At 70.9% G+C, this 24,499-nt stretch carries 25 protein-coding genes; 15 read left to right on the top strand and 10 right to left on the bottom strand.

Annotated elements, in window-relative coordinates; translation table 11 throughout:
* The 6 genes from HS99_RS31575 to HS99_RS31555 all read right to left on the bottom strand — a co-directional run.
* On the bottom strand, positions 1-1,592 hold a 1,592-nt coding region (locus tag HS99_RS31575), incomplete at its 3' end, for a GDSL-type esterase/lipase family protein (protein ID WP_141763856.1).
* Between the two features lie 25 nt (positions 1,593-1,617).
* Positions 1,618-3,210 (bottom strand): GDSL-type esterase/lipase family protein, encoded by a 1,593-nt coding sequence (locus HS99_RS31570; protein ID WP_141763856.1) that lies wholly within the window; start codon positions 3,208-3,210, stop codon positions 1,618-1,620.
* Positions 3,211-3,235: 25 nt separating this feature from the next.
* Entirely contained in the window at positions 3,236-4,582 is a 1,347-nt protein-coding gene (locus HS99_RS31565; RefSeq protein WP_070043281.1) for an FG-GAP repeat domain-containing protein, read from the bottom strand.
* A 68-nt stretch (positions 4,583-4,650) separates the two neighbouring features.
* A complete protein-coding gene (locus HS99_RS31560) occupies positions 4,651-5,568 on the bottom strand; it encodes a hypothetical protein (RefSeq protein WP_050366495.1) in 918 nt (305 codons plus the stop codon).
* Between the two features lie 161 nt (positions 5,569-5,729).
* Entirely contained in the window at positions 5,730-5,879 is a 150-nt protein-coding gene (locus HS99_RS45410) for a hypothetical protein (protein WP_157846651.1), read from the bottom strand.
* Positions 5,880-6,052: 173 nt separating this feature from the next.
* Complete coding sequence (locus tag HS99_RS31555; protein ID WP_046387108.1) at positions 6,053-6,379, bottom strand: hypothetical protein; 327 nt, start codon at positions 6,377-6,379, stop codon at positions 6,053-6,055.
* A gap of 172 nt (positions 6,380-6,551) precedes the next feature.
* Between HS99_RS31555 and HS99_RS31550 the strand changes: the two genes are divergently transcribed.
* The gene (locus tag HS99_RS31550; RefSeq protein ID WP_030290593.1) at positions 6,552-7,550 is read left to right on the top strand and encodes a LuxR C-terminal-related transcriptional regulator; all 999 of its coding nucleotides are present in this window, start codon (positions 6,552-6,554) and stop codon (positions 7,548-7,550) included.
* 449 nt (positions 7,551-7,999) lie between these two features.
* On the opposite strand, the gene HS99_RS31545 is transcribed toward HS99_RS31550, so the two are convergent.
* On the bottom strand, positions 8,000-8,956 hold the full coding sequence (locus tag HS99_RS31545) for a ScbA/BarX family gamma-butyrolactone biosynthesis protein (protein ID WP_046387109.1): 957 nt from the start codon (positions 8,954-8,956) through the stop codon (positions 8,000-8,002).
* A gap of 131 nt (positions 8,957-9,087) precedes the next feature.
* Here HS99_RS31545 and HS99_RS31540 point away from each other — a divergent pair, with 131 nt between their 5' ends.
* The 3 genes from HS99_RS31540 (at position 9,088) to HS99_RS31530 (ending at position 11,621) form a co-directional block, all read left to right on the top strand.
* Complete coding sequence (locus tag HS99_RS31540; RefSeq protein WP_030557294.1) at positions 9,088-9,717, top strand: ScbR family autoregulator-binding transcription factor; 630 nt, start codon at positions 9,088-9,090, stop codon at positions 9,715-9,717.
* Entirely contained in the window at positions 9,711-10,643 is a 933-nt protein-coding gene (locus HS99_RS31535; protein WP_030557292.1) for an NAD-dependent epimerase/dehydratase family protein, read from the top strand. Before HS99_RS31540 ends, HS99_RS31535 begins: the two co-directional genes overlap by 7 nt.
* 282 nt (positions 10,644-10,925) lie before the next feature.
* Complete coding sequence (locus tag HS99_RS31530) at positions 10,926-11,621, top strand: helix-turn-helix transcriptional regulator (protein WP_050366493.1); 696 nt, start codon at positions 10,926-10,928, stop codon at positions 11,619-11,621.
* A 71-nt stretch (positions 11,622-11,692) separates the two neighbouring features.
* On the opposite strand, the gene HS99_RS31525 is transcribed toward HS99_RS31530, so the two are convergent.
* A complete protein-coding gene (locus tag HS99_RS31525; protein ID WP_030557290.1) occupies positions 11,693-12,670 on the bottom strand; it encodes an aldo/keto reductase in 978 nt (325 codons plus the stop codon).
* Positions 12,671-13,106: 436 nt separating this feature from the next.
* Between HS99_RS31525 and HS99_RS31520 the strand changes: the two genes are divergently transcribed.
* From HS99_RS31520 to HS99_RS31475, 10 genes are all read left to right on the top strand, one after another.
* Entirely contained in the window at positions 13,107-13,577 is a 471-nt protein-coding gene (locus tag HS99_RS31520; RefSeq protein WP_030557289.1) for a PaaI family thioesterase, read from the top strand.
* A complete protein-coding gene (locus HS99_RS31515) occupies positions 13,574-14,608 on the top strand; it encodes an AvrD family protein (RefSeq protein WP_030557287.1) in 1,035 nt (344 codons plus the stop codon). The genes HS99_RS31520 and HS99_RS31515 overlap by 4 nt, the downstream gene beginning before the upstream one ends.
* Positions 14,605-15,606 carry a beta-ketoacyl-ACP synthase III gene (locus tag HS99_RS31510; RefSeq protein ID WP_030557286.1) on the top strand — a complete coding sequence of 334 codons (1,002 nt, stop codon included), beginning with the start codon at positions 14,605-14,607 and terminating at the stop codon, positions 15,604-15,606. Before HS99_RS31515 ends, HS99_RS31510 begins: the two co-directional genes overlap by 4 nt.
* A gap of 77 nt (positions 15,607-15,683) precedes the next feature.
* On the top strand, positions 15,684-15,926 hold the full coding sequence (locus HS99_RS31505; protein WP_050366492.1) for an acyl carrier protein: 243 nt from the start codon (positions 15,684-15,686) through the stop codon (positions 15,924-15,926).
* A gap of 11 nt (positions 15,927-15,937) precedes the next feature.
* Positions 15,938-16,594 (top strand): histidine phosphatase family protein, encoded by a 657-nt coding sequence (locus HS99_RS31500; RefSeq protein ID WP_050366491.1) that lies wholly within the window; start codon positions 15,938-15,940, stop codon positions 16,592-16,594.
* Positions 16,591-16,884, top strand: coding sequence for a putative quinol monooxygenase (locus HS99_RS31495; protein ID WP_030557281.1), 294 nt, complete (start codon positions 16,591-16,593; stop codon positions 16,882-16,884). Before HS99_RS31500 ends, HS99_RS31495 begins: the two co-directional genes overlap by 4 nt.
* A 30-nt stretch (positions 16,885-16,914) precedes the next feature.
* Entirely contained in the window at positions 16,915-18,453 is a 1,539-nt protein-coding gene (locus HS99_RS31490; RefSeq protein ID WP_050366490.1) for an FAD-dependent monooxygenase, read from the top strand.
* A 68-nt stretch (positions 18,454-18,521) separates the two neighbouring features.
* Positions 18,522-19,061 carry a carboxymuconolactone decarboxylase family protein gene (locus HS99_RS31485; RefSeq protein WP_030557279.1) on the top strand — a complete coding sequence of 180 codons (540 nt, stop codon included), beginning with the start codon at positions 18,522-18,524 and terminating at the stop codon, positions 19,059-19,061.
* 28 nt (positions 19,062-19,089) lie between these two features.
* The gene (locus HS99_RS31480; RefSeq protein ID WP_030557277.1) at positions 19,090-20,070 is read left to right on the top strand and encodes an aldo/keto reductase; all 981 of its coding nucleotides are present in this window, start codon (positions 19,090-19,092) and stop codon (positions 20,068-20,070) included.
* Between the two features lie 167 nt (positions 20,071-20,237).
* A complete protein-coding gene (locus HS99_RS31475; protein WP_030557276.1) occupies positions 20,238-21,188 on the top strand; it encodes a 3-oxoacyl-ACP synthase III family protein in 951 nt (316 codons plus the stop codon).
* Between the two features lie 118 nt (positions 21,189-21,306).
* On the opposite strand, the gene HS99_RS31470 is transcribed toward HS99_RS31475, so the two are convergent.
* Both HS99_RS31470 and HS99_RS31465 read right to left on the bottom strand, forming a co-directional pair.
* Positions 21,307-22,167 carry a helix-turn-helix domain-containing protein gene (locus HS99_RS31470; protein ID WP_050366489.1) on the bottom strand — a complete coding sequence of 287 codons (861 nt, stop codon included), beginning with the start codon at positions 22,165-22,167 and terminating at the stop codon, positions 21,307-21,309.
* A gap of 52 nt (positions 22,168-22,219) precedes the next feature.
* Complete coding sequence (locus HS99_RS31465; RefSeq protein WP_030557275.1) at positions 22,220-23,653, bottom strand: MFS transporter; 1,434 nt, start codon at positions 23,651-23,653, stop codon at positions 22,220-22,222.
* Between the two features lie 627 nt (positions 23,654-24,280).
* On the opposite strand from HS99_RS31465, the gene HS99_RS31455 reads away from it, so the two are divergent.
* Entirely contained in the window at positions 24,281-24,499 is a 219-nt protein-coding gene (locus HS99_RS31455; RefSeq protein WP_030290600.1) for a ferredoxin, read from the top strand.

Below are 24,499 nucleotides of genomic sequence, written 5' to 3'. Positions count from 1 at the left end.
TAGAAGCCGGCCCAGAGGCCGTTGCCGGGGAGCATCTGGGTGCCGCCGCTGACGTGGCCGGCGCCGTCGCCGGGGTAGAACTTGAGGTTGTTGTTGGCGTCGATGCCGGCGATGCCGAGCTTGCCGGTGCCGGTGAAGTCGCCTGCCATGACGGCGTGGAAGTTCGCCCAGAGGCCGTTGGTGCCGAGCATCGCGATGGCCGCGCTGCTGACGTGGCCGGCGCCGTCGCCGGGGTAGAACTTGAGGTTGTTGTTGGCGTCGATACCGGCGATGCCGAGCTTGCCGGTGCCGGTGAAGTCGCCTGCGGTGATGGCCTTGAAACCCGCCCACAGTCCGCTCGTCCCCAGCATGGGGATGCCGGTGCCGAGGTGGCCGGTGCCGTCGCCGGGGTAGAACATCATGTTGTTGTTGGCGTCGATGCCGGCGATGCCGAGGTGGCCGGTGCCGGTGAAGTCGCCTGCCGTGATGGCCTTGAAGTTCGCCCAGAGGCCGTTGGTGCCGGGCATCATGTTGATGCCGCCGCTGAGGTGGCCGGCGCCGTCACCCGTGTAGAACATCATGTTGTTGTTGGCGTCGATGCCGGCGACGCCGGTGTGGCCGGTGCCGGTGAAGTCGCCCGCGGCGACGGCCTTGAAGTTGGCCCACAATCCGGTGGTGCCGAGCATCGGGGTGCCCGGTCCGCTGACGGAGCCCGCGCCGTTGCCGGGGTAGTACTGCATGTTGCTGTTCGCGTCGACGCCGACCACGTCCAGCTTGCCGTCACCGTTGAAGTCACCGGCCGCCACCCGCGCCGGCCGCGGCGACTCGTACGGGATGGGCGCGCCGCCCACCACCCAGCCGTTGGTGAAGGCCTGGTCGAGCGGGGTGTAAAAGGTCTGGGCCAACTGGCTGTAGCCCGCGTCGTTGGGGTGCAGGCCGTCGGCGAACTGCGCGGAGGTCAGGGCGGGGGCGTCGACGAAGGTGAAGTGCTTGCCCGCCTGCACCTCGCTGGCGGCCCAGGCGCGCAGCTGGTCGTTGTAGCTGGTGATCAGGCTCTGCAGGGCCGGGTTGGCCGGGACGCCCGCGGTGGTCGGGATCAGGCCCTGCATGATGACCGTGACGCCGGGCTGGTCGGTGAAGATCCGGTCGATCAGGGTTTCGGCTCGGGTGGCCGCGGTCGCGTGATCGTTGTCGTTGTTGTTGAGGTCGTTGATGCCGATGTGCAGGAGCACCGCGTCAGGGCGGTTGGCCGTCAGGTAGCTGTCGACGTTGTTGAGGATGCCCTGGATCTCGTAGCCGCTGTGGCCCTCGTTCGCGTTGTCGGCCATGGTGCCGTTGAACTGGGTGCCGAGGAAGTTCACGGTGTACCGGGTCTGCTGGTTGACCTGCTGCATCAGCGGACCGCGGTAGCCGTTCCAGGTCGAGCTCTGGTAGCCGGCGGTGATCGAGTCGCCGAGCGGCAGGATCTTCAGCTGCGACGGGGTACTGGTGGTCGAGACGGCTGCAGGGGTGGCGACCGCGGCGGACGCGACGGTGGGAGCGAGCGGCAGGGCCAGCAGGCCGGCGATGGCGAGAGTGGTCAGGGTGGTGCGGCGCTTCATGATGTGGTCCAAGGAGTGAGGAGAACGAGATGGGGGATCAGAAGCCGGCCCAGAGGCCGTTGCCGGGGAGCATCTGGGTGCCGCCGCTGACGTGGCCGGCGCCGTCGCCGGGGTAGAACTTGAGGTTGTTGTTGGCGTCGATGCCGGCGATGCCGAGCTTGCCGGTGCCGGTGAAGTCGCCTGCCATGACGGCGTGGAAGTTCGCCCAGAGGCCGTTGGTGCCGAGCATCGCGATGGCCGCGCTGCTGACGTGGCCGGCGCCGTCGCCGGGGTAGAACTTGAGGTTGTTGTTGGCGTCGATGCCGGCGATGCCGAGCTTGCCGGTGCCGGTGAAGTCGCCTGCGGTGATGGCCTTGAAACCCGCCCACAGTCCGCTCGTCCCCAGCATGGGGATGCCGGTGCCGAGGTGGCCGGTGCCGTCGCCGGGGTAGAACATCATGTTGTTGTTGGCGTCGATGCCGGCGATGCCGAGGTGGCCGGTGCCGGTGAAGTCGCCTGCCGTGATGGCCTTGAAGTTCGCCCAGAGGCCGTTGGTGCCGGGCATCATGTTGATGCCGCCGCTGAGGTGGCCGGCGCCGTCACCCGTGTAGAACATCATGTTGTTGTTGGCGTCGATGCCGGCGACGCCGGTGTGGCCGGTGCCGGTGAAGTCGCCCGCGGCGACGGCCTTGAAGTTGGCCCACAATCCGGTGGTGCCGAGCATCGGGGTGCCCGGTCCGCTGACGGAGCCCGCGCCGTTGCCGGGGTAGTACTGCATGTTGCTGTTCGCGTCGACGCCGACCACGTCCAGCTTGCCGTCACCGTTGAAGTCACCGGCCGCCACCCGCGCCGGCCGCGGCGACTCGTACGGGATGGGCGCGCCGCCCACCACCCAGCCGTTGGTGAAGGCCTGGTCGAGCGGGGTGTAAAAGGTCTGGGCCAACTGGCTGTAGCCCGCGTCGTTGGGGTGCAGGCCGTCGGCGAACTGCGCGGAGGTCAGGGCGGGGGCGTCGACGAAGGTGAAGTGCTTGCCCGCCTGCACCTCGCTGGCGGCCCAGGCGCGCAGCTGGTCGTTGTAGCTGGTGATCAGGCTCTGCAGGGCCGGGTTGGCCGGGACGCCCGCGGTGGTCGGGATCAGGCCCTGCATGATGACCGTGACGCCGGGCTGGTCGGTGAAGATCCGGTCGATCAGGGTTTCGGCTCGGGTGGCCGCGGTCGCGTGATCGTTGTCGTTGTTGTTGAGGTCGTTGATGCCGATGTGCAGGAGCACCGCGTCAGGGCGGTTGGCCGTCAGGTAGCTGTCGACGTTGTTGAGGATGCCCTGGATCTCGTAGCCGCTGTGGCCCTCGTTCGCGTTGTCGGCCATGGTGCCGTTGAACTGGGTGCCGAGGAAGTTCACGGTGTACCGGGTCTGCTGGTTGACCTGCTGCATCAGCGGACCGCGGTAGCCGTTCCAGGTCGAGCTCTGGTAGCCGGCGGTGATCGAGTCGCCGAGCGGCAGGATCTTCAGCTGCGACGGGGTACTGGTGGTCGAGACGGCTGCAGGGGTGGCGACCGCGGCGGACGCGACGGTGGGAGCGAGCGGCAGGGCCAGCAGGCCGGCGATGGCGAGAGTGGTCAGGGTGGTGCGGCGCTTCATGATGTGGTCCAAGGAGTGAGGAGAACGAGATGGGGGATCAGAAGCCGGCCCAGAGGCCGTTGCCGGGGAGCATCTGGGTGCCGCCGCTGACGTGGCCGGCGCCGTCGCCGGGGTAGAACTTGAGGTTGTTGTTGGCGTCGATGCCGGCGATGCCGAGCTTGCCGGTGCCGGTGAAGTCGCCTGCCATGACGGCGTGGAAGTTCGCCCAGAGGCCGTTGGTGCCGAGCATCGCGATGGCCGCGCTGCTGACGTGGCCGGCGCCGTCGCCGGGGTAGAACTTGAGGTTGTTGTTGGCGTCGATGCCGGCGATGCCGAGCTTGCCGGTGCCGGTGAAGTCGCCTGCGGTGATGGCCTTGAAACCCGCCCACAGTCCGCTCGTCCCCAGCATGGGGATGCCGGTGCCGAGGTGGCCGGCGCCGTCGCCGGGGTAGAACATCATGTTGTTGTTGGCGTCGATGCCGGCGATGCCGAGCTTGCCGGTGCCGGTGAAGTCGCCTGCGGTGATGGCCTTGAAGTTGGCCCAGAGGCCGTTGGTGCCGGGCATCATGTTGATGCCGCCGCTGAGGTGGCCGGCGCCGTCACCCGTGTAGAACATCATGTTGTTGTTGGCGTCGATGCCTGCGACGCCGGTGTGGCCGGTGCCGGTGAAGTCGCCCGCGGCGACGGCCTTGAAGTTGGCCCACAGGCCGGTGGTGCCGAGCATCGGGGTGCCCGGTCCGCTGACCGAGCCCGCGCCGTTGCCGGGGTAGTACTGCATGTTGCTGTTCGCGTCGACGCCGACCACGTCCAGCTTGCCGTCACCGTTGAAGTCACCCGCCGCCACCCGCGCCGGCCGCGGGGCCGCGTCGTCGACGATGTTGTTGTAGCGGTAGGCGCCGTAGTAGCTGGTCGGCCAGCCCTCCAGGCTGGAGCTGTTGATGTTGGCTGAATTCGGGCCGTGCGTGGGGTCGTTGGGGTTGCTCTCGGCGTAGTAGGTGAAGTCACCGTTGGACTGGTTGGTCCAGTTGGCGAACAGGAAGGTGTGCTCGGCGGTGTAGTCGAGGATGTCGCCGGACTTGAGGTCGGAGAAGTTCTCGTGGGTGGAGACGCTCGGCAGGGTCGAGGTGACCAGGCTGGAGTTCAGGTGCCAGGCCATCGACACGTACCCGGAACAGTCCTCGCGGTAGGTGGAGCCCTGCGGGTCCGGGGCGTAGCCGCCCTGGTTGTACGGGACGTGGTTGTCCACCCAGTACTGAGCGCGGGCCAGGACCTCGCTGCGGGTGATCTGACCGCCCATGCTGGAGGTGGCCTGTGCCTGCGGGGCCGCGGTGAACAGGGAGGCGGCGGCAGCCGTGGCGACCAGGGCGGCGGCAGTGCGAAGCGAGCGGCGGGAGGAGCGGGACATGGGGAAGCACTTCCTCGGGGTGTGAGTTGGCGTCATGCCTGTACGGAGAGGGTGGTGTGACCGCTTGATCAGCTGCCGGCAGCGGTCGTCAACTCAGCTTCGATGAGCGTCAGTTGCTTCTGGTCGTCATCGGGCGTCTGAGGGGTGGCACCGGTCGTGGTGGCGGGCACCGCGTACTGGAGAACCGTCAGCACGGTGCCGCGCTGGACGACGTAGACGTGGTTGGTCTGGCGGCCGGCGGCGGATATCGGAGCCACCCCGGTCCACTGGCGGGCGTAGGCGATGCCGTCCGCGGTGGTCGCGGTCCGGGTCACCTGCGCGTCCGGGGTGATCTTCGAAGCGGTCTGCCGGGCCGCGGACGTGGCCTGGCAGCCGTCCATCGCGGTGAGCACCGCGTGGTAGGAGTCCTGGGCGGCGGCAGCGTCGGTGAAGGTGAAGGTGTCCTGGATGGCAGGGGTGTGGAACGAACTGACGTAGCCCTGTTGCTGCCAGGCCGCGGCGCCGTTCACCTCGGCGCACTCGTTGAGCTGGATCTGGTGGCGGACGGGCTGGGTGTGCGGCGGGGCGATCGGCTTCCACTTGGCCGCCGCGCTGTCGGGCAGTTGGGCGGCGGGCAGCGGGGCCGGCGGTGCGGCCGCGGTACCGGTACCCGCCCGGCCGGCGCTGGGAGCGGGCGCTGCGGGCTTGGGCGCCGCGCTGTCGGGCAGTCGGGTCGGCGGTGCGGCCACGGCATTCGATGCGGCACCGGATCCCGCCGCACTGCCGCTGGGTGCGGGAGCGGCGGCCTCGGCCGGCGCCGCGGCCGGCGCCGAACCGGCGGGGGTCGGCGATGCGGTGACGCTGGGCGAGCCGGCCGCCGGCGCGGCGGCGGGGTCGAGCGGGGCGGAGTGTGCGCCGGTGGTCAGGACCACCGTCACCAGTGCACCGGCGGTGAGGGTGGACAGGGCGGCGGCGGTGCGGAGAACCGTCGGATTCTTGAGCTTCACGATGAACTTCCCCTTGTTTCGGGCATGGTCGACCCGTCGTCCGGGTGATCGATGAGGGAGCTCGGCGCTTGGCGCCGACCGCGCGGCCGAGGGACGGCTGCCCTGCAGGAGCAGCGGTCGGGTAGGGCCGCAGGCGGGAGTGGAAGGCGTTCGGCTCGGGGTCAGTGGCCCCAGATCATGTCGCCCGGGGTCATCGCGCCGGCGGTGACGGTGCCCTTCGGGGTGGTGGCGTGGGCCGCCGCGGGGAGCAGGAGGGCGGCGAGGGCGAGCGTGGCGACCGCGGCGGCCCTGGCGATGCGGATCATGGTCATGTCCCCGTTCTGGGTTGGGTGGGAGGTGACGATCGATCCGGTGTCGCGTCCCGCGGTGACGCTTCGTCCGGTTCTGCCTGCCGGGCGGTGTTCCCTGCTGGCGAGTACCAGCTTCGTCGCGATCCGGGGCCGGTGGAAGGGGGATCGGCTGGACCGAACCGGCCCCGGCCCGTTCAGTCCACCGGGCCGGAAGCGGACAGCAGCCGCTCGTAGAAGGGTGCGACGAGCGGGACTTCGGCACTGATCGGTTGCCAGTCGGCCAGCGCCGGCACCTCGGCCACCCAACGACGGGCGAGCCGGGCCGCGCGATCCTCGGCCGTGCGCAGGGAGTCGGCCGTCAGATAGAGGCCGAGCGTCGGATGGGGCCGCGCCTCGGCGTGCACGGAGATGTGCTCGATGCCGTCAGCGGGCAGGGCGGCGGCACGCAGCAGCGTCCCGATGCCGTGGGGGAGCCGCCCGCCGGGGGCCGACGGACGGAGCCGCACGTGGATGAGATACATGCGTCCGACCGTCTCAATTCCAGGCATCCACGGCATAGATGGTCAAGCCGGCCCGTTCCGGCCTGGGCCCAAACAGGCCCCGGATCGCCCCTGGCACAGGAAAACGCGCCTATGGCATGATCACGCACAGGTGTTCGGGGTGTTCTGCCTGATGCTGACGGGGGAGTCGGGGATGCTGTCGATGCTGGGTCTGGATGCCACGGCGGAGGCGGTGTACCGCGCGATGCTGGCCCATCCTCAGGACGGGACCGCGGCGCTGAGGCAGCGGCTGAGTCTCAGCGACGAGTCGGTCCGGCAGGCGCTGGACACGCTCAGTGAGCTGGCGCTGCTGCGACCGGCGCACGGGCGGCAGGGCGAGTTGCGTGCCGTCTCTCCTGACGTCGGCATGGAGATCCTGATAGCCCGCCAGCAGGCCGAGCTCGCCGCCCAGCAGCTGCGGGTGGAGGCCTCGCGCGCCGCCGCCGCCGAACTCATCGCCGAGTTCGCCGAGTCGCGGCCCACCGGCGGCGCCGAGACCGACGTCGAGCGACTGGTAGGTATGGACCAGATCCGCGACCGGCTGGCCTCGCTGACCCGGCAGGTGCGGCACGAGGTGATGACCTTCGCCCCGGGTGGCGCACACAGCCCCGAGGACATCGCGGCGGCCAAACCGCTCAACCGCCAACTCCGTGAACGTGGCGTCCAGTTGAGAACAGTTTACCTGGACAGCATCCGGAACTCACCTGCCACTGTGGAGTACGTCAACTGGCTCACTCGGCAAGGCGGTCAGGTCCGCACCACGCCAACGCTGCCCACCCGCATGATCATCACCGACCGGACCAGCGCCGTGATCCCGGTCCGCACCGACGACACCGGCGTCGGCGCCGTGGTGCTCACCGGCGAGGGCACCCTGACCGCACTGTGCGCCCTGTTCGAGAGCGTATGGGGCAGCGCCAGCCCGCTGGGCGAGGAGGCCCCGAAGCGCACCGACGGACTCAGCGCCCAGGAGGCGACGGCCATCCGGCTGCTCGCGGACGGACTGACGGACGAGGCGGTGGCCAAGCGGCTCGGGGTCTCGCACCGCACCGCGCGGCGGCTCGCCACCGAGCTGATGGAACGCCTCGGCGCCCGCAGTCGGTTCGAGGCGGGCGTGCGAGCCGTCCAGCAGGGGTGGCTGCCCCACAGTGTGTGAGTGGTCCCGCCGCTCCCTGGCGGCTGGGATTATGATGTTTCGTCATGTCGCTGACTGCCCGTCGACGAGGATGGGGCGGTGCTTCTGGCGTGGCGTCAGGTGCCTGCCGCGGGACAGTTCGTTCTAGTGCTGTGACCGCATGGGTTCACCGAGGTGGCACCGGTGGGCTGACGGGATGCCCCAAGACGGTCCGTCCGAAGATGCCGCAATCAGTGCCAGACTCGGTCAGCCCGCAAGCGGCCGCCTCAGCTCGTCGTCCGGGTCAGTGGGTAAAACGCGGATCGGATGCGTCGTACTGGTATCCCCGAGACAGGACCCCCGCGACCTCGGCTTCGCCGTGCGCCTCGGCCCACGCGCCGAGGTCTCCGGCAGTCCTCGCCACCGGCAGGGCCGGGGCGGCGGGCTGGACCGCCGTCGGCCATCGGGTGGCCGACGGGCGGTTCACCGGCTCAGGCGGTGCCGACCTCCGAGGTGAAGCAGAGTCGGTCGTGCTGTTCGGCGGTGACCCGGACCAGGGTGGGGGACTCGACCCGCGCCGTGATGCGGCAGGGGGCGTCGAGGTCCACGTAGCGGAGGAACGCGGCGGACATGGCCAGCGGTGGGGCCGGTGTCGGGTACCGGAGGGCCTGGGTGGCCTGTCGGGCGGCCTCCAACAGCAGCGCGCCGGGAACGTGGTCGACCGGGTGGTCGAAGTACGTGCGGTGGGTGGCGTCCACCCGGAGCCACCAGCTGCCGGAGTTCGGTCGCAATAAACCAGACATTTCGTCGGCTATCCGTTCCGGAACATCCACGGGCGGGATTTCGGAAAGCACCACGTCGGCCTGGTCGGGGCGTCCGGTGAGGGGTGCGGGAATCCCTTCCGGAGCCGGCGGTGCGGATGCCATCGCACGTGCCCGGTCGGAATTGGATCCGCGCAGTCGCCGGTAGATCGCGGGCGCCTGAACGGTGAACCGGGAGGTGGCCGAGGCGAGCCGGATTCCGTTCCGCAGGATGTCCACGTCCATCGTCATGCCGGCCAGTCCGGTTCTCCTGCGGACGAGGTCGGAGCAGGTCACGCGCAGTTCCAGGGCGACCGGTCCGCTGTCGGCCCGCAGCAACGCCGGATCGAGGTCGTACCGGTAGTGCTCCCAGACCAGATGGTGCTCGAAGGGTGTGTCGTATCCCACATGGCTGATTAGCGGGAAGAGTTGACGGACCGTCTCGGACGGGAGTAGGAAATCGAAGCCACCATCGGCCGATCGGTAGAATGGCCGGTCGGAGGGCCAGTGTGCGATCACTGAGAAGGTGTCGGGTCCGGTCCGGCGCCACATCGTGAGGAAGGCCTCGTCAGGGTCCAGTTTGTGGACGAGCTTTCCGGTGACGGCGTGGCAGGCGGCCGGTTCCAAGAGGGTTCCACTATCGGACATGGTGGTGCACTTTCCTTCTTTCGGTGCTCTTTCGATTGTGCATCCGGGGTGGTGGACGGTGCCGAATATATCGAACGACGGTTCGGTCCGATGCTCGGTTTTTCTTCTGGAAGTGGGACGGGGAGGCGTCAATGGTGGGCAGACAGCAGCGTGCGGTTCGTACCCGGGAGCTGATCCTGGAGGCGGCGGCCGAGGTGTTCGACGAGTCCGGCTTCGCCGGCGGCTCGATCACGAGAATCACGGAACGCGCCGCGACGACCCAGGGGGCGATCTACTTTCACTTCAAGTCCAAGGAGGGGCTGGCGCGGGCGGTGATCATGTACCAGGCGGCTCACCTGGAGGGCTTGCCCCAGAAGCCCGGCGGCCTCCAGCAGCTGATCGATCTCACCTTCTACCTCGCCCACGAACTCCAGCGGAACGTGGTCTTCCGGGCCGGTGTGCGGCTGGCGGTCGAGCAGGGTGAGGCCGGGCTGTCCGAGTACTCGATCTACCAGGAGTGGATCGAGCGCTTCCGGGCCGAGCTGACCGTGGCCCGGGCGGCGGGCGAGCTGCTGCCCGACGCGGAGGAGGGCGTCTTCGCCGCCGTCCTGGTGGCGGGGTTCACCGGTTCCCAGGTGATGTCGCAGATCGCGAGCGGTCGGGCGGACCTGCCGGAGCGGATCGCCAGCCTCTGGCGTTGCCTGCTGCCCGGCATCGCGATGCCGGGAGCGCGTGACGCCTTGGTGCTGGACGCCGAACGGCACCGGGGATGGTCATGCTGACCCCGGTCGCACTCACGGGAGCGACCGGCTTCATCGGCTCGGCCGTGCTGCGGGTCCTTACCGACGGCGGTGCCCGGGTGCGGGCGCTGGCGCGCCGGGTCCCGGAGGGCGACGGACGAGTCGACTGGGTGAGCGGTGACCTCACGGACCCTGGGGCGCTGGCCCGGCTGTGCGACGGTGCCGAGGTGGTGGTCCACCTTGCCTCCCGGGTGAGTGGCGGCGCGGGGGAGTGCGAGGCGGTCAACCTCCGCGGGACCGAGGCGCTGATGGCGGAGGCCGTCCGGGCCCGCGCCGGCCGGATCATCCACCTGTCCACCGCCGCTGTGTACGGGGAGGGGCCGCACTCGGGCATCGAGGTGGGCGGTGTGCCGGCCGCACCGGTGTCGGAAGCCAGTCGGACCAGGCTCCTCGGAGAGCGCTTCGCGCTGGACGCGGGTGGTGTCGTGCTGAGGCCCGGCTTGGTCACCGGGGTCGGCGACCGGTGGGTGGTGCCCGCGCTGGGTGAACTGGTCCGTCGGGTTCCGGTGCGCTGGGGCGGCGGGGCGGCCCGACTGTCGATGGTGGACCGTGACGATCTGGCCCGCCTGATCGGTGCTCTCGCGATCGGGGAGCACGCGGCTCCGTCCGGCGTCCATCACGCGAGTCACCCCGAGCCGGTGCGCGTCGGGGACCTGCTGGCGGCGTTGGCCCGGTGCGGGGTCCTGGTCGCGCCGAGGGGACCGGACCTGCCGTGGGAGGAGTGCCGGCGCCTGCTCGCGGCGAACCCCGGGCGGCTTTCGGAGCGCCAGTTCGGGCTGGTGGCCCGGGACCACTGGTACCGCAGCGAGGAGATCTGGCGAGTCGCCGGCTGCCCCGCCGGACCGGGGCCGTTGGCTCGGATCGCGGCCGCGGCCCCCTGGTACAGGGAGGCTCTGAGCCGGTCCTGAGTCGGCCATTCCGCGGGCCGCTGTGGTTCCCGTCACATAAAAACAATGAGAACGTTCTGTATTCTCGCTGGCGGAGTTGGCCCGGGCGGCGGGCGGGGGGCTAGCGCAACCGGAGATCCGGGACGTCATGTGTTCCTCCGGCTCGGCCGCTCGAACGTGACAGGGGGAGCAATGGGTACGTCTGAGGTCCAGGTACTGACTGGGCCCAACGATCGAATTCCTGGGACCGGGCGGCGCCGGCCGGCCACCGCCCGGGAGGCCGCGGCCGGGGGCAGGTGGAAGGTGCCGCTGCGGAGCGGTGGGAGCATTCCGGCGCAGACCCCGGGTCCGGGCGGGCCCGTACCGGGCCCCGCTCGCTCGATCGGACTGCTCGACGGGCTCGGCGCGCTCGCCAGACGGGCCGTGCGCGAGATCCTGCTGGTGCTGCCGAGCGCGCCGGTCGAACCCCGGCTCCGGGCCCGCCTCGAACTCCTGGGTGCGGAAGTGGTCGACCGTGGGGTGCGGGTCCGCGCGGTCGGCCCCGAGAACCTGGATGATCCCGCCTGCGGTGGCAGCGCCGACCGGATGGCGGCCCTCGGTGTGGAACTCCTGGCGGTGAACCAGCCGCCCCTGTGGATGGCCGTCGCCGACCGGGACGCGGCGATCGTCCCGACCGACCCGCTCGCCGAACAGTCCGGCTGGGTCTTCCTCCGTGGCGTGGCGCCGGTGGCCGCATGCCGCCTGCTCTTCGAGCAACTCTGGGAGCAGGGACGCGAGTTGAAGCCGTCCGACGGCTCCGGTGACGACAGCGGACCGGACCGCAGGGAGCGCGAGGTCCTGCGACTGCTGGCCGAGGGGCTGACCGACGAGGCCATTGCCGCCCGCACCGGGCTCTCCGTGCGCACCAACCGGCGGACCATCGCCGACCTGATGGCCAGGCTCGGCGCCCGCAGTCGCTTCCAGGCCGGCGCCGAAGCCGCCCGGCGGACCTGGGTCTGACGGACCGTCGGCTGGTGGGACCGGCGCCGTCCGGCCGGGGCGGCGGAGGCCGGCCGCCCCGGCCGCGTCCCTCAGATGCCGGTTCGGGCGAGGTCCTGTTCGGCGTACCGCGCCCCCACCGCCGGCCTCAGTGTGTCGAGTCGCCCCAGCTGGGCCGGGGTCAGCGTGACGGCTGCGGCGGCCGCGTTCTCCTCGACCCGGGCGCTGCGCCTGGTCCCGGGGATCGGAGCGATGTCCTCCCCCCGGGCCAACAGCCAGGCGAGCGCCACCTGGGCCGCCGTAGCCCCGGCCTCCGCGGCCACCTGCTCCACCTCGTCCACGATGCGCAGATTTGCGTCGAGGTTCTCACCGGAGAACCGAGGTGTCGTCAACCGAAAGTCGTGCGCGTCGAGTTGGTCCGCGGAGCGGATCGTCCCGGTGAGGAAGCCGCGGCCGAGCGGCGAGTAGGCCACCAGCCCGATGCCGAGCTCGCGCAGCAACGGCAGCAGTGCTGCCTCCGGATCCCTGGTCCACAGTGAGTACTCGGTCTGCACGGCCGTCACCGGGTGGACCGCGTGGGCGCGCCGGACGGTCTCCGGGCCGGCTTCGGACAGGCCGATGTGCCGCACCTTGCCCTCGCGGACCAGCTCGGCGACCGCGCCGATGGTCTCTTCGATCGGGATGTCCGGGTCGACCCGGTGCTGGTAGTACAGGTCGATCCGGTCCGTGCCCAGCCGCCTCAGTGAACCCTCCACCGCGGCACGGACGTTGGCCGGGGAGCTGTCGAGCGTGTTCGGGCCGGCGCCGCCGTGCGCGACAAGGCCGAACTTGGTGGCGAGCACCACCTCGTCGCGCCGTCCGGCGATGGCCCGGCCGACCAGCTCCTCGTTCGTGAAAGGACCGTAGATCTCCGCGGTGTCCAGGAAGTTCACCCCGAGGTCGAGTGCGCGCCGGATGGTTCGTACGGATTCCGCGTCGTCATCGCCCGCGCCGGTGTAGTAGTCCGACATCGACATCGTGCCGAGGCCTATGCGGGACACCGCGAGCGCTCCCAGGGAAACGTGTTGCATGGAGGACAGAACCATCCCTTCGTGAACGGACAACTGGCCGGGCGGATGTTGACGACCGCCCTCGCCCGGCCCTGGCAGCAGCAGACAACCACAGTCGACGACCGCTCGCCAAGCCGGTCCTGATGTGCCGTCATTCCGCTCGGCGCACCCGGTGCGGGTCCGGCTCGGAGGGGGGTCGGCAGATCCGGAACAGCCGGTCCGGAGCAGCTCGTGGCAGCTATCGGCCACCCGCTTGTTCGTCCGCCGTCGATCCTGTTGACTCGAAGTCGTTCGATTCCGCAGCGCCGGTCCGACGGCCGGATTCGCGGGCAGCGTCGCCCTTGCCGAACCCCGTCGACCACGCAGTGCCTGCCGAATTCCCAGAATCCTCCAATCCAGCAGAGCAGCCTGCTCCCGCCATTCCTGTGCCCGTGCCCGCGGGCGGAAGGATGCCGTGATGTCCCGCATGACGCTCGGGCCAGTTCCCGTCGATACCGATTACGAACTAGAACAGCTCACCCAGCGCATGGGAATCGAGATCCAGACCTGTGAACCCGGACGGGTGACCGGCACCATGCCCGTCACCGGCAACCGCCAGCCCATCGGCATCCTGCACGGTGGCGCCAACGCGGTGCTGGCCGAGACCCTCGGCTCGCTGGCGGCACTGGTGCACGCAGGACCGGGCGGAAGCGCGGTCGGTGTCGATCTCTCCTGCACGCACCACCGCTGGGTCTCCTCCGGCACCCTGACCGGCGAGTGCCGCCCGCTCTACGAACGGCAGTCGGTGGCCTCCTACCAGATCGCCATCACCGACGACTCCGGGCAGCGGACGTGCACCGCACTGCTCACCTGCGTCATCCGGCGCGGCACCGCCCGGCGCCGCACCGGCCACTCCCAGGACGCCACCCGACGGACGGAGAACCGATGACAACCCAGGTCGCGAACACCCCGCCGGCCTCGGTCGACGACTACCTCGGCCCCGGCGACCGGCGCTTCTTCGGCCGGGGATTCCGGCGGGTCCACTACGACCTGAGCCGGATCCGGGTCGTCCGCACCCCGGACGGCGTGGCCGGCGCCAGCGCCGTCGTCGGGGTCCGCTACCCGGCGGACTGGTCGCGCAAGGCCGTCGGCGACCTGCGGCCGCACTTCAGCACCGTCGACGGGCTGGTGCTCGCCGCCCAGCTCGCCGAACTCTGCCTGTCCGACCGGCGTGGCGACGACCTGAGCGAGGCCTGGCTGCGCGAGGTGCGGATCACGGCGGGCAGCCGCCCGCAGGAGGATCTCGACCAACTGGAGGCGGCCGCCACCCGCCGCCGCGTGGAGGCGCTCGACGGTGCCCCCGGCTGGTCGGTCTCGGTGATCGACTGCAGGATCGGCACCATGCGGGTCCGCTGCGAGCTGGTCCACCGGAGCGGCAGTCCGCGTCCGGGCCAGTGGGAGTACGCGAACCCGGCCGAGGCCCTCGGGCCCGCAGCCGACCGGTACTACGACCACGGCTTCACCACTCGCCGTCAGCTGATCCGAGAGGTCGCGGTGGACCAGGGGGCGCTGCTCGCCACCGCCCGGCTCGGCATCGAGCTGGAGGAGCCGGCCAGTCCGGCCCCCCGCGGCCTGGAGTCGGGCCACGGTCCGTCGATCACCATGGTCGACGCCTTCGTGACCGCGCTCCAGCTGGCCCAAGTGATGCTCTACGAGATGGACGGTGTCCGCCGTCAGGACAGCGACACCCTCTGGATGCGCCAGACCGTGATGACCGCGTCCGGCCCGCACCGCCCGTACGAGGGCGGGGTGCCCGTCACCACCGCGCTCACCGAGCCGGACCTGCTCAGGCTGAACGGCGACACCTGGCGCACCATGACCGTCGTTGCCGACCTGGCCGGCATCGAGGTGCGCTCCGCCGTCACCCACCGCCTTCCCGCCGGCCGTCCGTCGGTGGCCGCCGAGGCGGTGGCACGGTGACCCGAGCGGCCGTCCTGGCCGGTGTCGGTGCCACGGTGCCCCCGCGGGTGGTCACCAACGCCGAACTCGCGCAGCGGCTGGACACGTCGGACGAGTGGATCCGCACCCGCACCGGCATCGCCCAGCGGTACGTCGTCGACCCCGGCATGACCACCGGCGATCTCGCCGTCGAGGCCGGACAGCGGGCGCTCAAGAGCGCCGGGACGACCACTGTCGACCTGGTGGTGCTCGCCACCACCACACCGGACCGGCTCTGCCCGGCCACGGCCCCCTCGGTCGCCACCCGGATCGGCCTGGTCGGCGTGCCGGCCTTCGACGTCGCGGCCGTCTGCTCCGGCTTCCTCTACGCGCTGCAGGCCGGTGCGGCCGCCATCGCCGCCGGACACGCCGACAGCGTGCTGGTCATCGGTGCCGAGACCTTCAGTACCATCCTCGACCCCGAAGACCGCTCCACCAGGGCCATCTTCGGCGACGGCGCCGGTGCCGTGGTACTGCGGGCCGGGCAGCCGGACGAGCCGGGCGCGGTCCGGCAGATCCGGCTCGGCAGTGACGGCGGCATGGCCGACCTGATCACCGTCCGCGGAGGCGGCTCCGAGGAGCGCACCAGCGGCCGGCCGCCCCGCCCGGAGGACGCCTACTTCCGGATGGAAGGGAAGTCGGTGTTCTTCACCGCCGTGCGCCGGATGACCGAGTCCTCCCTGGAGGTCCTGGCCCGGACCGGGTGGCAGGTCGCCGACGTCGACCGGATCGTCGCCCACCAGGCCAACGTCCGGATCGTCCACGCCGTCGCCGACCAGCTCGGCGTTCCCACCGACCGGGCCGTCCTCAACATCGACCGGGTCGGCAACACCTCCGCCGCCTCCATCCCGCTGGCCCTCGCGGACGGTGCTCTCGACGGCCGGCTCACGCCCGGCGACCGGGTGCTCCTGACCGCCTTCGGCGGCGGCGCGACCTGGGGGGCGGCAACCCTCACCTGGCCCGCCGTCACCCCGGGCTGAGCCCGGCACCACCACCGCGCACGACCGGCCACCACCCCGACGCACGAACACCACGAACACGCACGAGGAGACCACGAATGACCGGGACCGTCACCGAGATGATCATCGAGATCCTGACCACCAAGTACGAGGTGCCCGCTGAGGATGTCTCCCCGGAGGTCGCCTTCGACGAGCTCGCGGTGGACTCGCTCACCCTGCTGGAGATGTCCCTGATCCTGGAGAAGCGCCTCGGCATCGCCATCCAGGAGGGGGCCCTCGAAGCCGGCCAGACCGTCGGCGAGGCCGCCGAGATGATCAGCTCGCTCGGCGCGGCCGCCTGAGGTCGACCGTCGTGCGCCTCGTCCTGCTACGCCACGGTGAGACCGACCTCAACACCCGTAACCGCTTCCAGTCCCAAGCCGACACCCCGCTCAACGCCGAAGGACGGCGCCAGGCGCGGGCGGCGGCCGAGCGGCTGACGCCGGGCCGGTGGGCCGCCGTCCACGCGTCCCCGCTGGTACGGGCCGTGGAGACCGCCAGGCCCGCCGCCGAACGGCTCGGCCTGCCGCTGTCCACCCTCGACGGCCTGCGGGAGCGGCACCTGGGCACCGTCGACGGCCTGGACCGGACCCGTTACGCCGCCGAGGACCCGGAGGCCATGCGCCGGCTGCTCACCGATCCGGACTACGGGCCGCCCGGGGGCGAGACCGGGGCACAAGCCCACCGCCGCTTCCTCGCCGCGTTGCGCGGCCTCGTGGCGGCCGACCACGACGGACCCGTCCTGGTGGTCACTCACGGCGGCGTCCTGAACCTGCTGCGCGGCGGCCTTCCCGGCGGCGCGCACGGCGCGATGGTGGGCAACTGCAGAGCGGTCGGCCTCGACGCCGTCCTCTCCCCGGACGGCGAGCTCCAGATCGAGGGGTGGCGTTGGGACGTCGCCCCGCACGAATGCGAGGACGGGCCCGTCGCGGCGTCCTCGCCGACCCCGAACGAAAGGACCCCGGCATGACCATCCAGATCGTCGTCACCTTCGACCTCGTCCCCGAGCGGCTCGCGCCGACCCTGGCCGCGTTCCAGGAACTGGCCCGGCACACCCGCCGCGAGGTGGGCGCGCTGCGCTTCGACGTCTTCCGGTCGGAGGCCGAGGAGCACACGGTCGTCCTGGTCGAGGACTGGGCCGACCAGGAGGCCATCGACCTGCACATGAAGCAGGAGTACACCCGAGCGTTCCTCGCCGCGGTCGACGGTGCCTTCCGCACCCCGGCCAGGGTGCACCGGCTGGCCGAGATCGGCGGCTGAGCGGTGGCCGAGGAGCACGGACAGCCGCGTGTGCTCGTGGTGGGCGCCGGGCCGGTCGGCATGGTCCTGGCCTCCGAGCTGCTGCGCCACGGCGTCCAGGCCGATGTGATTTCCAACGCCCGCCGGCAGAGCCCGCATTCGCGTGCCACCATCCTCTGGCCGAGGATCCTGGAGCTGCTCGACCGGGTGGGCGTCGGGGAGAAGCTGGTGGCGGCAGGCCACTACTTCGACCAGATGAACTACTACTCCAACAAGAAGATGGTCGGCCTGGTCCGGTTCGACCGGCTGCGCGGCGTCGGCTACCCGTTCGCCATCACCATCCCACAGTGGCGCACCGAGGCCGTGCTGGAGGAGCACCTCGAAGCCCTCGGCGGCACGATCCGCTACGACCACGCCTTCGTCGAGGGCACGCAGTCCGAGGACACCGTCCACTGCGTCCTGCGCGGGCCCGACGGCACGTCGACCTCCCGGTCGTACGACTACGTGGTCGGTGCCGACGGCTACAACAGCACCGTCCGCCCGGCGTTCGGCTTCGAGTTCGCCGGTCGTACGATGCGCACCCGGCTGGCGATCACCGACGCCGAGCTGGTCGGCGAGACCACCAGCAGCGAGGCGGCCTACTACCTCACCCGCACCGGCAACATGGTGCTCGCCCCGCTCGGCGGCGGGATCTTCCGGGTGGGTGCCAGCGTGCCGGACGGCTACCAGGGCGAGCCGGACCGGGCGTTCTTCGAGCGGCTGCTGTCCGAGCGGGTTCCCGGGGAGCGGCGGCTCGGAGAGATGAAGTTCAGCGGGGTCTTCACCGCGCACGTCCGGTCGGCGAGCACCTACCAGCGCGGCCGGGTGTTCCTGGTCGGGGACGCCGCCCACGCCATGAGCCCCTCCGGCGCCCAGGGCGTCAACACCGGCATCCAGGACGCCGTGAACCTCGGGTGGAAGCTCGCGGGCGTGCTGCGCGGCGACTACCGGCCCGGTCTGCTGGCCAGTTACGACCGGGAGCGCCGGCCCGCCGTCGAGACGGTGGCCGGGCTGTCCACCCGGCTGGCCCGGATCGGCCTGTACAGCAAGCCGCACCAGGTCATCGGCCGGGACATCGCCTACCGGTTCGGATCGGCCACCCAGCTCCTGGAGCGCGTCCTGGCACCGAAGCTGGCCCAGGTCGACACCCACTACGGCCCGCGGCCCAAGCGCCGCGGCCTCGTCCCCGGCGAGCGGCTGCCGCTCGGTTGGCGGGCCTGCGCCGCCGCACCGGTCCTCGCCGTCGACCGCTACACCGTCCTGCTCTGGCCCGGCCTGGAGTACCGCTACGACCGGTGGGTCCAGCTGGTCGAGCGGCTGGGCGAGGCCGTCGACCGCGCCCGGGTCACCGACCTGGGCGGCCGCCCGCCGGGCCCCGTACTGGCCAAGTTGGGCGCGACACCGTGCGCGCTCGTGGTCCGTCCGGACGGCCACCTGGACAGAGTCGTCGAGCTCGACGACCGCGAGCCCGAGGCTGCCGTCCGCGCGGTCGACCGGGCGCTGGACGAGCGCCTCCTGCCGAGCCCGGCCCGGGCCCTCGTGACCAGCTGAACGACCCGGAGAAACCCGAACGGCCCGAACGGCCGTCCGCACCGCAACACCGAAAGAAGAGAACCGAGATGACCGACCGCGTGACCCTCACCAACGTCGCCGACATGACCGCCGAGCAGCGCGAGGTGTACGAGAAGTTCCAGTCCAACCTGACCCGTGCGCTGCTGCTCACCAAGGGCTCCGCCGGTCCGCACCTCGCCCTGGGCGGTTCGTTCACCGTCGGCCTGCTGAGCCTGCTGGACCGCGAGGTGATCGTGCTGCGGGTGGCGAAACTGCGCGACAGCGAGTTCGAGCGCCTGCTGCACTACCCCCTGGCCGTCAAGGCCGGACTGACCGACACCGAGATCGAGGACATCGAGGAGGGCCGGTTCGAGGAGATGCCGCCGTCCCGCGCCGCCCTGGTCCGCTACGTCGACGACTGCATCCTGCAGCACAAGGCCGGCCACGACGCGTTCTGGGGCCTGCGCGAGCACTACTCGCAGAACGAGGTCGCCGAGGTTACCCACCTGGCCGGCCACAGCGCGATGACCGCGATGTTCCTGGCCAGCCTGGAGATCCCTCTCGACCAGGACATCGCCTCCTGGGGCCGCCTGACCGAGGTCAAGTGACCGGCCGCCACGCACGAGGAGAAGCGACGTGAAGTACGCACGGCTGGGCTCGTCCGGCCTCAAGGTGTCCCGGCTGGCGCTCGGATGCATGAGCTACGGCGAGCCCGGCCGGGGCACCCACCCCTGGTCACTGCCGGAGGAGGAGAGCCTGCCGTTCATCGCCCAGGCCCTCGACCTCGGCGTCAACTTCTTCGACACGGCCAACATCTACTCGCTGGGTACCAGCGAGGAGTACCTGGGCCGCGCCCTGAAGAAGCTGACCCGGCGCGAGGACGTCGTCATCGCGACCAAGGTGTACGAGGCGATGGGCCCGGGGCCGCTCTCCGGCGGCCTGTCCCGCGGCGCCGTCATGCGTGAGCTGGACGCGAGCCTGCGCCGGCTCGGCACCGACTACATCGACCTGTACATCATCCACCGCTGGGACTACGGGACCCCGATCGAGGAGACCATGGCGGCCCTGCACGACGCCGTCACCGCGGGCAAGGTCCGCTACCTCGGCGCGTCGTCCATGCACACCTGGCAGTTCGTCAAGGCCCAGTACACCGCCGACCTGCACGGGTGGACGCGGTTCGTCAGCATGCAGAACCACTACAACCTGCTCAACCGCGAGGAGGAGCGGGAGATGATCCCGTACTGCCTCGCGGAGGGCGTCGGCGTCACCCCGTGGTCGCCGCTGGCCCGCGGCCTGCTGACCCGGGACTGGGACGCCCAGTCCGCCCGGACGGCCGGCGACCCGATCCAGGAGCGGTTCTACGGGCCGACCGAGGAGGCCGACCGGCGCGTCGCCCGGGCGGTCGCCGAGATCGCCGCCGAACGCGGAGTCCCGCGCGCCCGGATCGCGCTGGCCTGGCTGCTGCGGCAGCCCGCCGTCACCGCCCCGGTCATCGGCGCCACCGCGCCGCACCACCTGCCGGACGCGGCCGCCGCGCTCGACATCGAGCTCGACGACGCCGAAGTGGCCCGGCTGGAAGCCCCGTACGTCCCCCACGCGGTCGTCGAGTACGTCTGACCGCCGAACCCCCACCCCCTGGACCCCCGGGGCCCGGCCTCCCCCCCGTCGGCCGGGTCCCGGGCACCTGTCCTGCCCCCGTGCGCTCCGGCCCGAAACAGTGGCTGGCCGCACGGGGGCACCGCCACGCCCCGCCCGCCCAGCACGACACCGATTCGGAGACCACCATGGGGATCACAGACTTCGCCCTCACCACCGGCAGCGGCAAGGTCACCGCCGAGCAGCTCGCCCGTGAGTCCGGCTGCGACCAGGACAAGGTGAACGAGATCCTGCCCGCGGGCCGGCTCTCGGCGCTCGGACCGGGCGAGAGCTCGTGGAGCCTCGGGCGGGACGCCGCCGCCAAGGTCCTCGCCCGTAACGGGGTGTCCCCCGAGGACATCGGCCTGGTGATCTACGCGGGCTCCAGCGAGTGGGGGACCCCGTTCTGGTCGCCGGCCGCGAAGATCGCCCAAGAGCTCGGCATCCTCCAGGCGCACTGCTACGAGGTGTCCAACTTCTGCAACGCCGCGCCCACCGCGATCCGGATCGCCGACGACCAGGTCAAGGCCGGGGCCTGCCGCTACGCGCTGGTCGTCGTGGCCGACCGGCTCAGCGAACTGGTCGACCGCCCGGGCGGCCTGGTCGAGCTCTTCAACTTCGCCGACGGCGCCGCGGCCGTTCTCGTCTCGGCCGAGAAGCCGCGCTACGAGGTGCTGGCCTCGGCCAACCGCACCGACCCGACCTTCGTCGACCTCTACTACGGCGAGGTCCGGGAGAACGAGGTGAAGGTTTTCCGCCGGGAGGGCGGCGAGGGCCTCGGCGAGGCGTTCATCACCAACTTCACCGCCCTGACCGAGCAGGTGCTCACCGCCGTCGGCCGCGGCCTGGCTGACGTGGCCTACCTGTTGGTCACCCACGGCAACCGGAACACCCAGGTCAAGCTCTTGGACACGCTCGGGCTGCCGCACGAGCGCAGCGTCTTCAACTACGAGGTCGAGGGCCACCTCGGCGGCGCCGATCCGCTGCTCGCCCTGGAGGACCTGGAACGGGCCGGCCGGCTGGAGTCGGGCGACCTCGTGCTGCTCGCCACGGCCGGCTCCGGGTTCACCTGGGGAGTGACGGCCCTCCAGGTCGTCTGAGGCCGTCGCCGGGGCCCGCGGACCTCGGTCCGACGGTCCCGACGAAGAAGCCGCCCGGCAGCGGACTCCCGCTGCCGGGCGGCTTGCTCGTCGGCCCCGGTCGGCCGGTGCCGACCCGTCAGAACCGGCGGACCGGGTCGAGGTCCACCGCGAGCAGGCGTAGCGCCGCGTCGTGCGGACTGTCCGGCTCAGCGTGGTAGAACTTCAGGATGTTCCCGTCGCCCAGGTCGGCGGACTGGTACATCAACTCGAACTCACCGACGCTCGGGTGGTCGAAGGTCTTCGTGCCGACGGTGCAGTTCGCGACTCGGTGGCTGATCCAGAGCTTGGAGAACTCCTCGCTCCTGATGCTCAGTTCGCCGATCAGCTCGGCCAACTGCGGGTCGTGCCGGTGGTTCCCGGCGATGAACCGCAGGTACGAGACGTTCGACCGGGCCTCCAGCGGCCAGTCCACGTACAGGCCGCGGACGTTGTCGTCGAGGAAGTTCAGGCGGATCACGTTCGGCCGCACCGTCGCGTTCTTCGGCGCGTCGAAGTCGAGGTGCGGAGCGAACAGCCGGTGGTAGAGCGAGTTCCAGCCGAGGATGTCGCAGCGGTAGTTGAGCACCGCCACCGCCGCGTTCCCGAGAGAGTCGACCAGCATCCGGGTGTACGGGCTGATCTGGTCGACCCGGCGGGCCGGCAGCTCCCGCTCGGTCACCGGAGTGCCCACCTTCAGCAGGTACTCCTCCTCGTCCGGGCTGAGGTCCAGGGCGCGTGCGATCGCGACCAGGATGGCCGGCGAGGCGTGTGCGGTCTGGGACTGCTCCAGCCGCGTGTAGTACGTGGGGCTCACCCCGGCGAGCGCCGCCACCTCCTCGCGCCGCAGGCCGGGCACCCGGCGCGCACCGCGCACCGCCAGCCCGATCTCCTCCGGCTGGACCCGCTCGCGCATCCGCTTGAGGTAGCTACCCAGGTCGGTGTTCACTGGTTTTTCCACGCTCCTAGTGTCACACGGGGCTGAACAGGGGTCAGGGGTTCGCCTGGCTGGATCAGTCGGCGGTCGGCGCGCTGCGCCGGCCCCCCAGCGCCGCCCACAGCAGCAGGCCGGCCACCATGAGCAGCCCGGCGTCCACGGTCAGCGCGAGGTGGATGCCCGACAGCTCGTCGGCCGCGCCGCCCCCGTCGCCGATGCTCGCGGCGAACACCGCGCTCAGCAGCGGGATGCCGATGGCGATGCCGACCTGCTGCGCCTGGGTGGCCATGCCGGTGGCCATGCCCTGCATCGAGGAGTCGACGGCCGAGGTGGCGATCACCATGAAGGAGAGCATCGCCAGCATCGAGAAGACGCCGTTGACGAACTGCGCGACGACCACGGGGACGAGCCAGACCGAGTCGTTCGTCATCCACACCATCGGCAGCATGAACGCGCCCTGGCCCGCCAGCGCGGTGCCCAGCAGGATGCGCGGAGAGACCTTGCCGACGATCTTCGGGCCGATGGTGCCGCCGAGGATCTGGCCGGCGCCGACCCCGAGCAGGACCAGTCCGGCTGCCAGCGAGGAGAAGTCAAGCACGTTCTGCACGTACAGGCCGGTGAAGAAGATCATCGCGGTCTCGCCGCCGAAGATGAACAGCGCACCGAGGTTGCTCAGGGCGATGTCCGGCAGACGCAGGATCCGCACCGGTACCAGGGCGCCCTCGGTACGGCCCTCGACCACCCAGAACACGGCGAGCAGCACGGCCCCGGCCACCAGGGTGCCGGTCGCGAGGGCGTCCAGGCCGGACTCGGCGGCCCGGGTGATGCCGAAGATGCCGGAGAACAGGCCGGCGGTGATCAGCAGGGCGCCCGGCAGGTCGAGGCGGTCGCGGGTCTCGGCGCGGCTCTCCTCGACGACGATCGGGACCACGATCACGGCGGCCACGGCGACCGGGATGTTGATGAAGAAGGCCCAGCGCCAGGAGAGCAGTGCGGTGAGGACGCCGCCGAGGATCGAGCCGACGGTGAAGCCGGAGCTCATCATGACGCCGTTCAGCCCGAGCGCCTTGGTGCGCATCGCGGGCTCGGTGAAGGCGGTGGTCAGCAGCGCCATCGCGGCCGGGGTGATGGCCGCGGTGGCCAGGCCCTGGAGCGTACGGGCGACCAGCAGCAGCGCCGGGGAGGTGGCGATGCCGCCGATCAGCGAGGCGACCGCGAGCACCACCATGCCGGCGACGAAGATCCGGCGCCGACCGAGGTAGTCGCCGACCCGGCCGAAGACCAGGGTGCAGCCGGCCGCGCAGAGCGCGAACATCGTGGTGATCCACTGCAGGTTCCCGGCCGTGAAGCCGAGGTCCACACCGACCCGGGGCAGCGTCACGTTCAGGATCGAGAAGTCGGCCGCCATCATGAACTGGGAGGCCAGCAGCACCACCAGGACGGTGAGCTGGCGGCCGGTCATGCGGACCGAGGCTGACGGAGCCGTCGCGACGGCGGTATCGGTTGTCATGGTCCCAGCCTGGTACGACCGGCGCTGACCAGCCAGAACCCGGCTGTGCCTACCTCCGGCCTGCCTACCACTGGCAGTGCCAGGCTGGGGCCGGCTCCTCAGCCGAGGCCGGCCAGCCGGTCGGCGTACTGTTCCGCGTTGTGCCGCAGGAACCGCCGCCTCCTTCGGGGTCCAGCAGGTCCGCTCGTCCGCGCGGGGCTTGGTGGGCGGCGCAGGTGTTTGCGGTCGGGCGACCTCACCACCGCAGGCGCCATCAAACGCGGCGGCCAGGCGGTGGTCGCCGCGTTTGATGGCGCCTCGCTGGAATCGCTCTACTTCAGTGGCACGTTCCTCAACGGCTCGGGGAAGCAGAGCCATTCCGACAACTCCGGCGTCAGCGGACCCGCGGCCTTCTACCGGAGCTGTGAAGGCGCTTCCAAGTTCAAGATCGCACATCGTTAGCCGGGGGCGGTGACGGCCGAAGTCCTTCGAGTCCGCCCGAACGGGGCCGCTCGGCCGCCGACGCGAGTGACGGCCGTCCTCCGTCCGGTCGGCTCGCGATGCACCCAGGGGAGGAATGCCTCACTACTGGGGGTAGCGATGTGCGATCGGGTCGTCACGGTGTGGTTGGAAGGGCAGGGTCTGCGGATGAGGATTGTCGTCGATCTCAACCGGTGTCAGGGCTACGCGCAATGCGCGTTCCTGGCACCGGACGTGTTCGAGATGCATGGCGAGGAAGCGCTTCTCTACGACCCCGCCTTCACCGAGGCGCACCGCGAGCAGGTGCGACGGGCCGCGGCCGCTTGTCCCGTCCAGGCGATCCTGGTCGAGGCGGACGAGGCTCGGGTCACGCCGGTGGGGGCCTGA

The sequence above is a fragment of the Kitasatospora aureofaciens genome, assembly GCF_001188955.3.
Classification (GTDB): Bacteria; Actinomycetota; Actinomycetes; order Streptomycetales; family Streptomycetaceae; genus Kitasatospora; species Kitasatospora aureofaciens.
This window is presented reverse-complemented; position numbering and strand designations above follow the sequence as displayed.

Bases quoted from the DNA above. Each gene is read 5' to 3' on its own strand.
- HS99_RS31565 (WP_070043281.1), bottom strand. From the start codon at position 4,582: ATGTCCCGCTCCTCCCGCCGCTCGCTTCGCACTGCCGCCGCCCTGGTC.
- HS99_RS45410 (WP_157846651.1), bottom strand. From the start codon at position 5,879: ATGACCATGATCCGCATCGCCAGGGCCGCCGCGGTCGCCACGCTCGCC.
- HS99_RS31555 (WP_046387108.1), bottom strand. From the start codon at position 6,379: ATGTATCTCATCCACGTGCGGCTCCGTCCGTCGGCCCCCGGCGGGCGG.
- HS99_RS31550 (WP_030290593.1), top strand. From the start codon at position 6,552: ATGCTGTCGATGCTGGGTCTGGATGCCACGGCGGAGGCGGTGTACCGC.
- HS99_RS31545 (WP_046387109.1), bottom strand. From the start codon at position 8,956: ATGTCCGATAGTGGAACCCTCTTGGAACCGGCCGCCTGCCACGCCGTC.
- HS99_RS31540 (WP_030557294.1), top strand. From the start codon at position 9,088: ATGGTGGGCAGACAGCAGCGTGCGGTTCGTACCCGGGAGCTGATCCTG.
- HS99_RS31535 (WP_030557292.1), top strand. From the start codon at position 9,711: ATGCTGACCCCGGTCGCACTCACGGGAGCGACCGGCTTCATCGGCTCG.
- HS99_RS31525 (WP_030557290.1), bottom strand. From the start codon at position 12,670: ATGCAACACGTTTCCCTGGGAGCGCTCGCGGTGTCCCGCATAGGCCTC.
- HS99_RS31520 (WP_030557289.1), top strand. From the start codon at position 13,107: ATGTCCCGCATGACGCTCGGGCCAGTTCCCGTCGATACCGATTACGAA.
- HS99_RS31515 (WP_030557287.1), top strand. From the start codon at position 13,574: ATGACAACCCAGGTCGCGAACACCCCGCCGGCCTCGGTCGACGACTAC.
- HS99_RS31505 (WP_050366492.1), top strand. From the start codon at position 15,684: ATGACCGGGACCGTCACCGAGATGATCATCGAGATCCTGACCACCAAG.
- HS99_RS31495 (WP_030557281.1), top strand. From the start codon at position 16,591: ATGACCATCCAGATCGTCGTCACCTTCGACCTCGTCCCCGAGCGGCTC.
- HS99_RS31485 (WP_030557279.1), top strand. From the start codon at position 18,522: ATGACCGACCGCGTGACCCTCACCAACGTCGCCGACATGACCGCCGAG.
- HS99_RS31475 (WP_030557276.1), top strand. From the start codon at position 20,238: ATGGGGATCACAGACTTCGCCCTCACCACCGGCAGCGGCAAGGTCACC.
- HS99_RS31465 (WP_030557275.1), bottom strand. From the start codon at position 23,653: ATGACAACCGATACCGCCGTCGCGACGGCTCCGTCAGCCTCGGTCCGC.
- HS99_RS31455 (WP_030290600.1), top strand. From the start codon at position 24,281: ATGAGGATTGTCGTCGATCTCAACCGGTGTCAGGGCTACGCGCAATGC.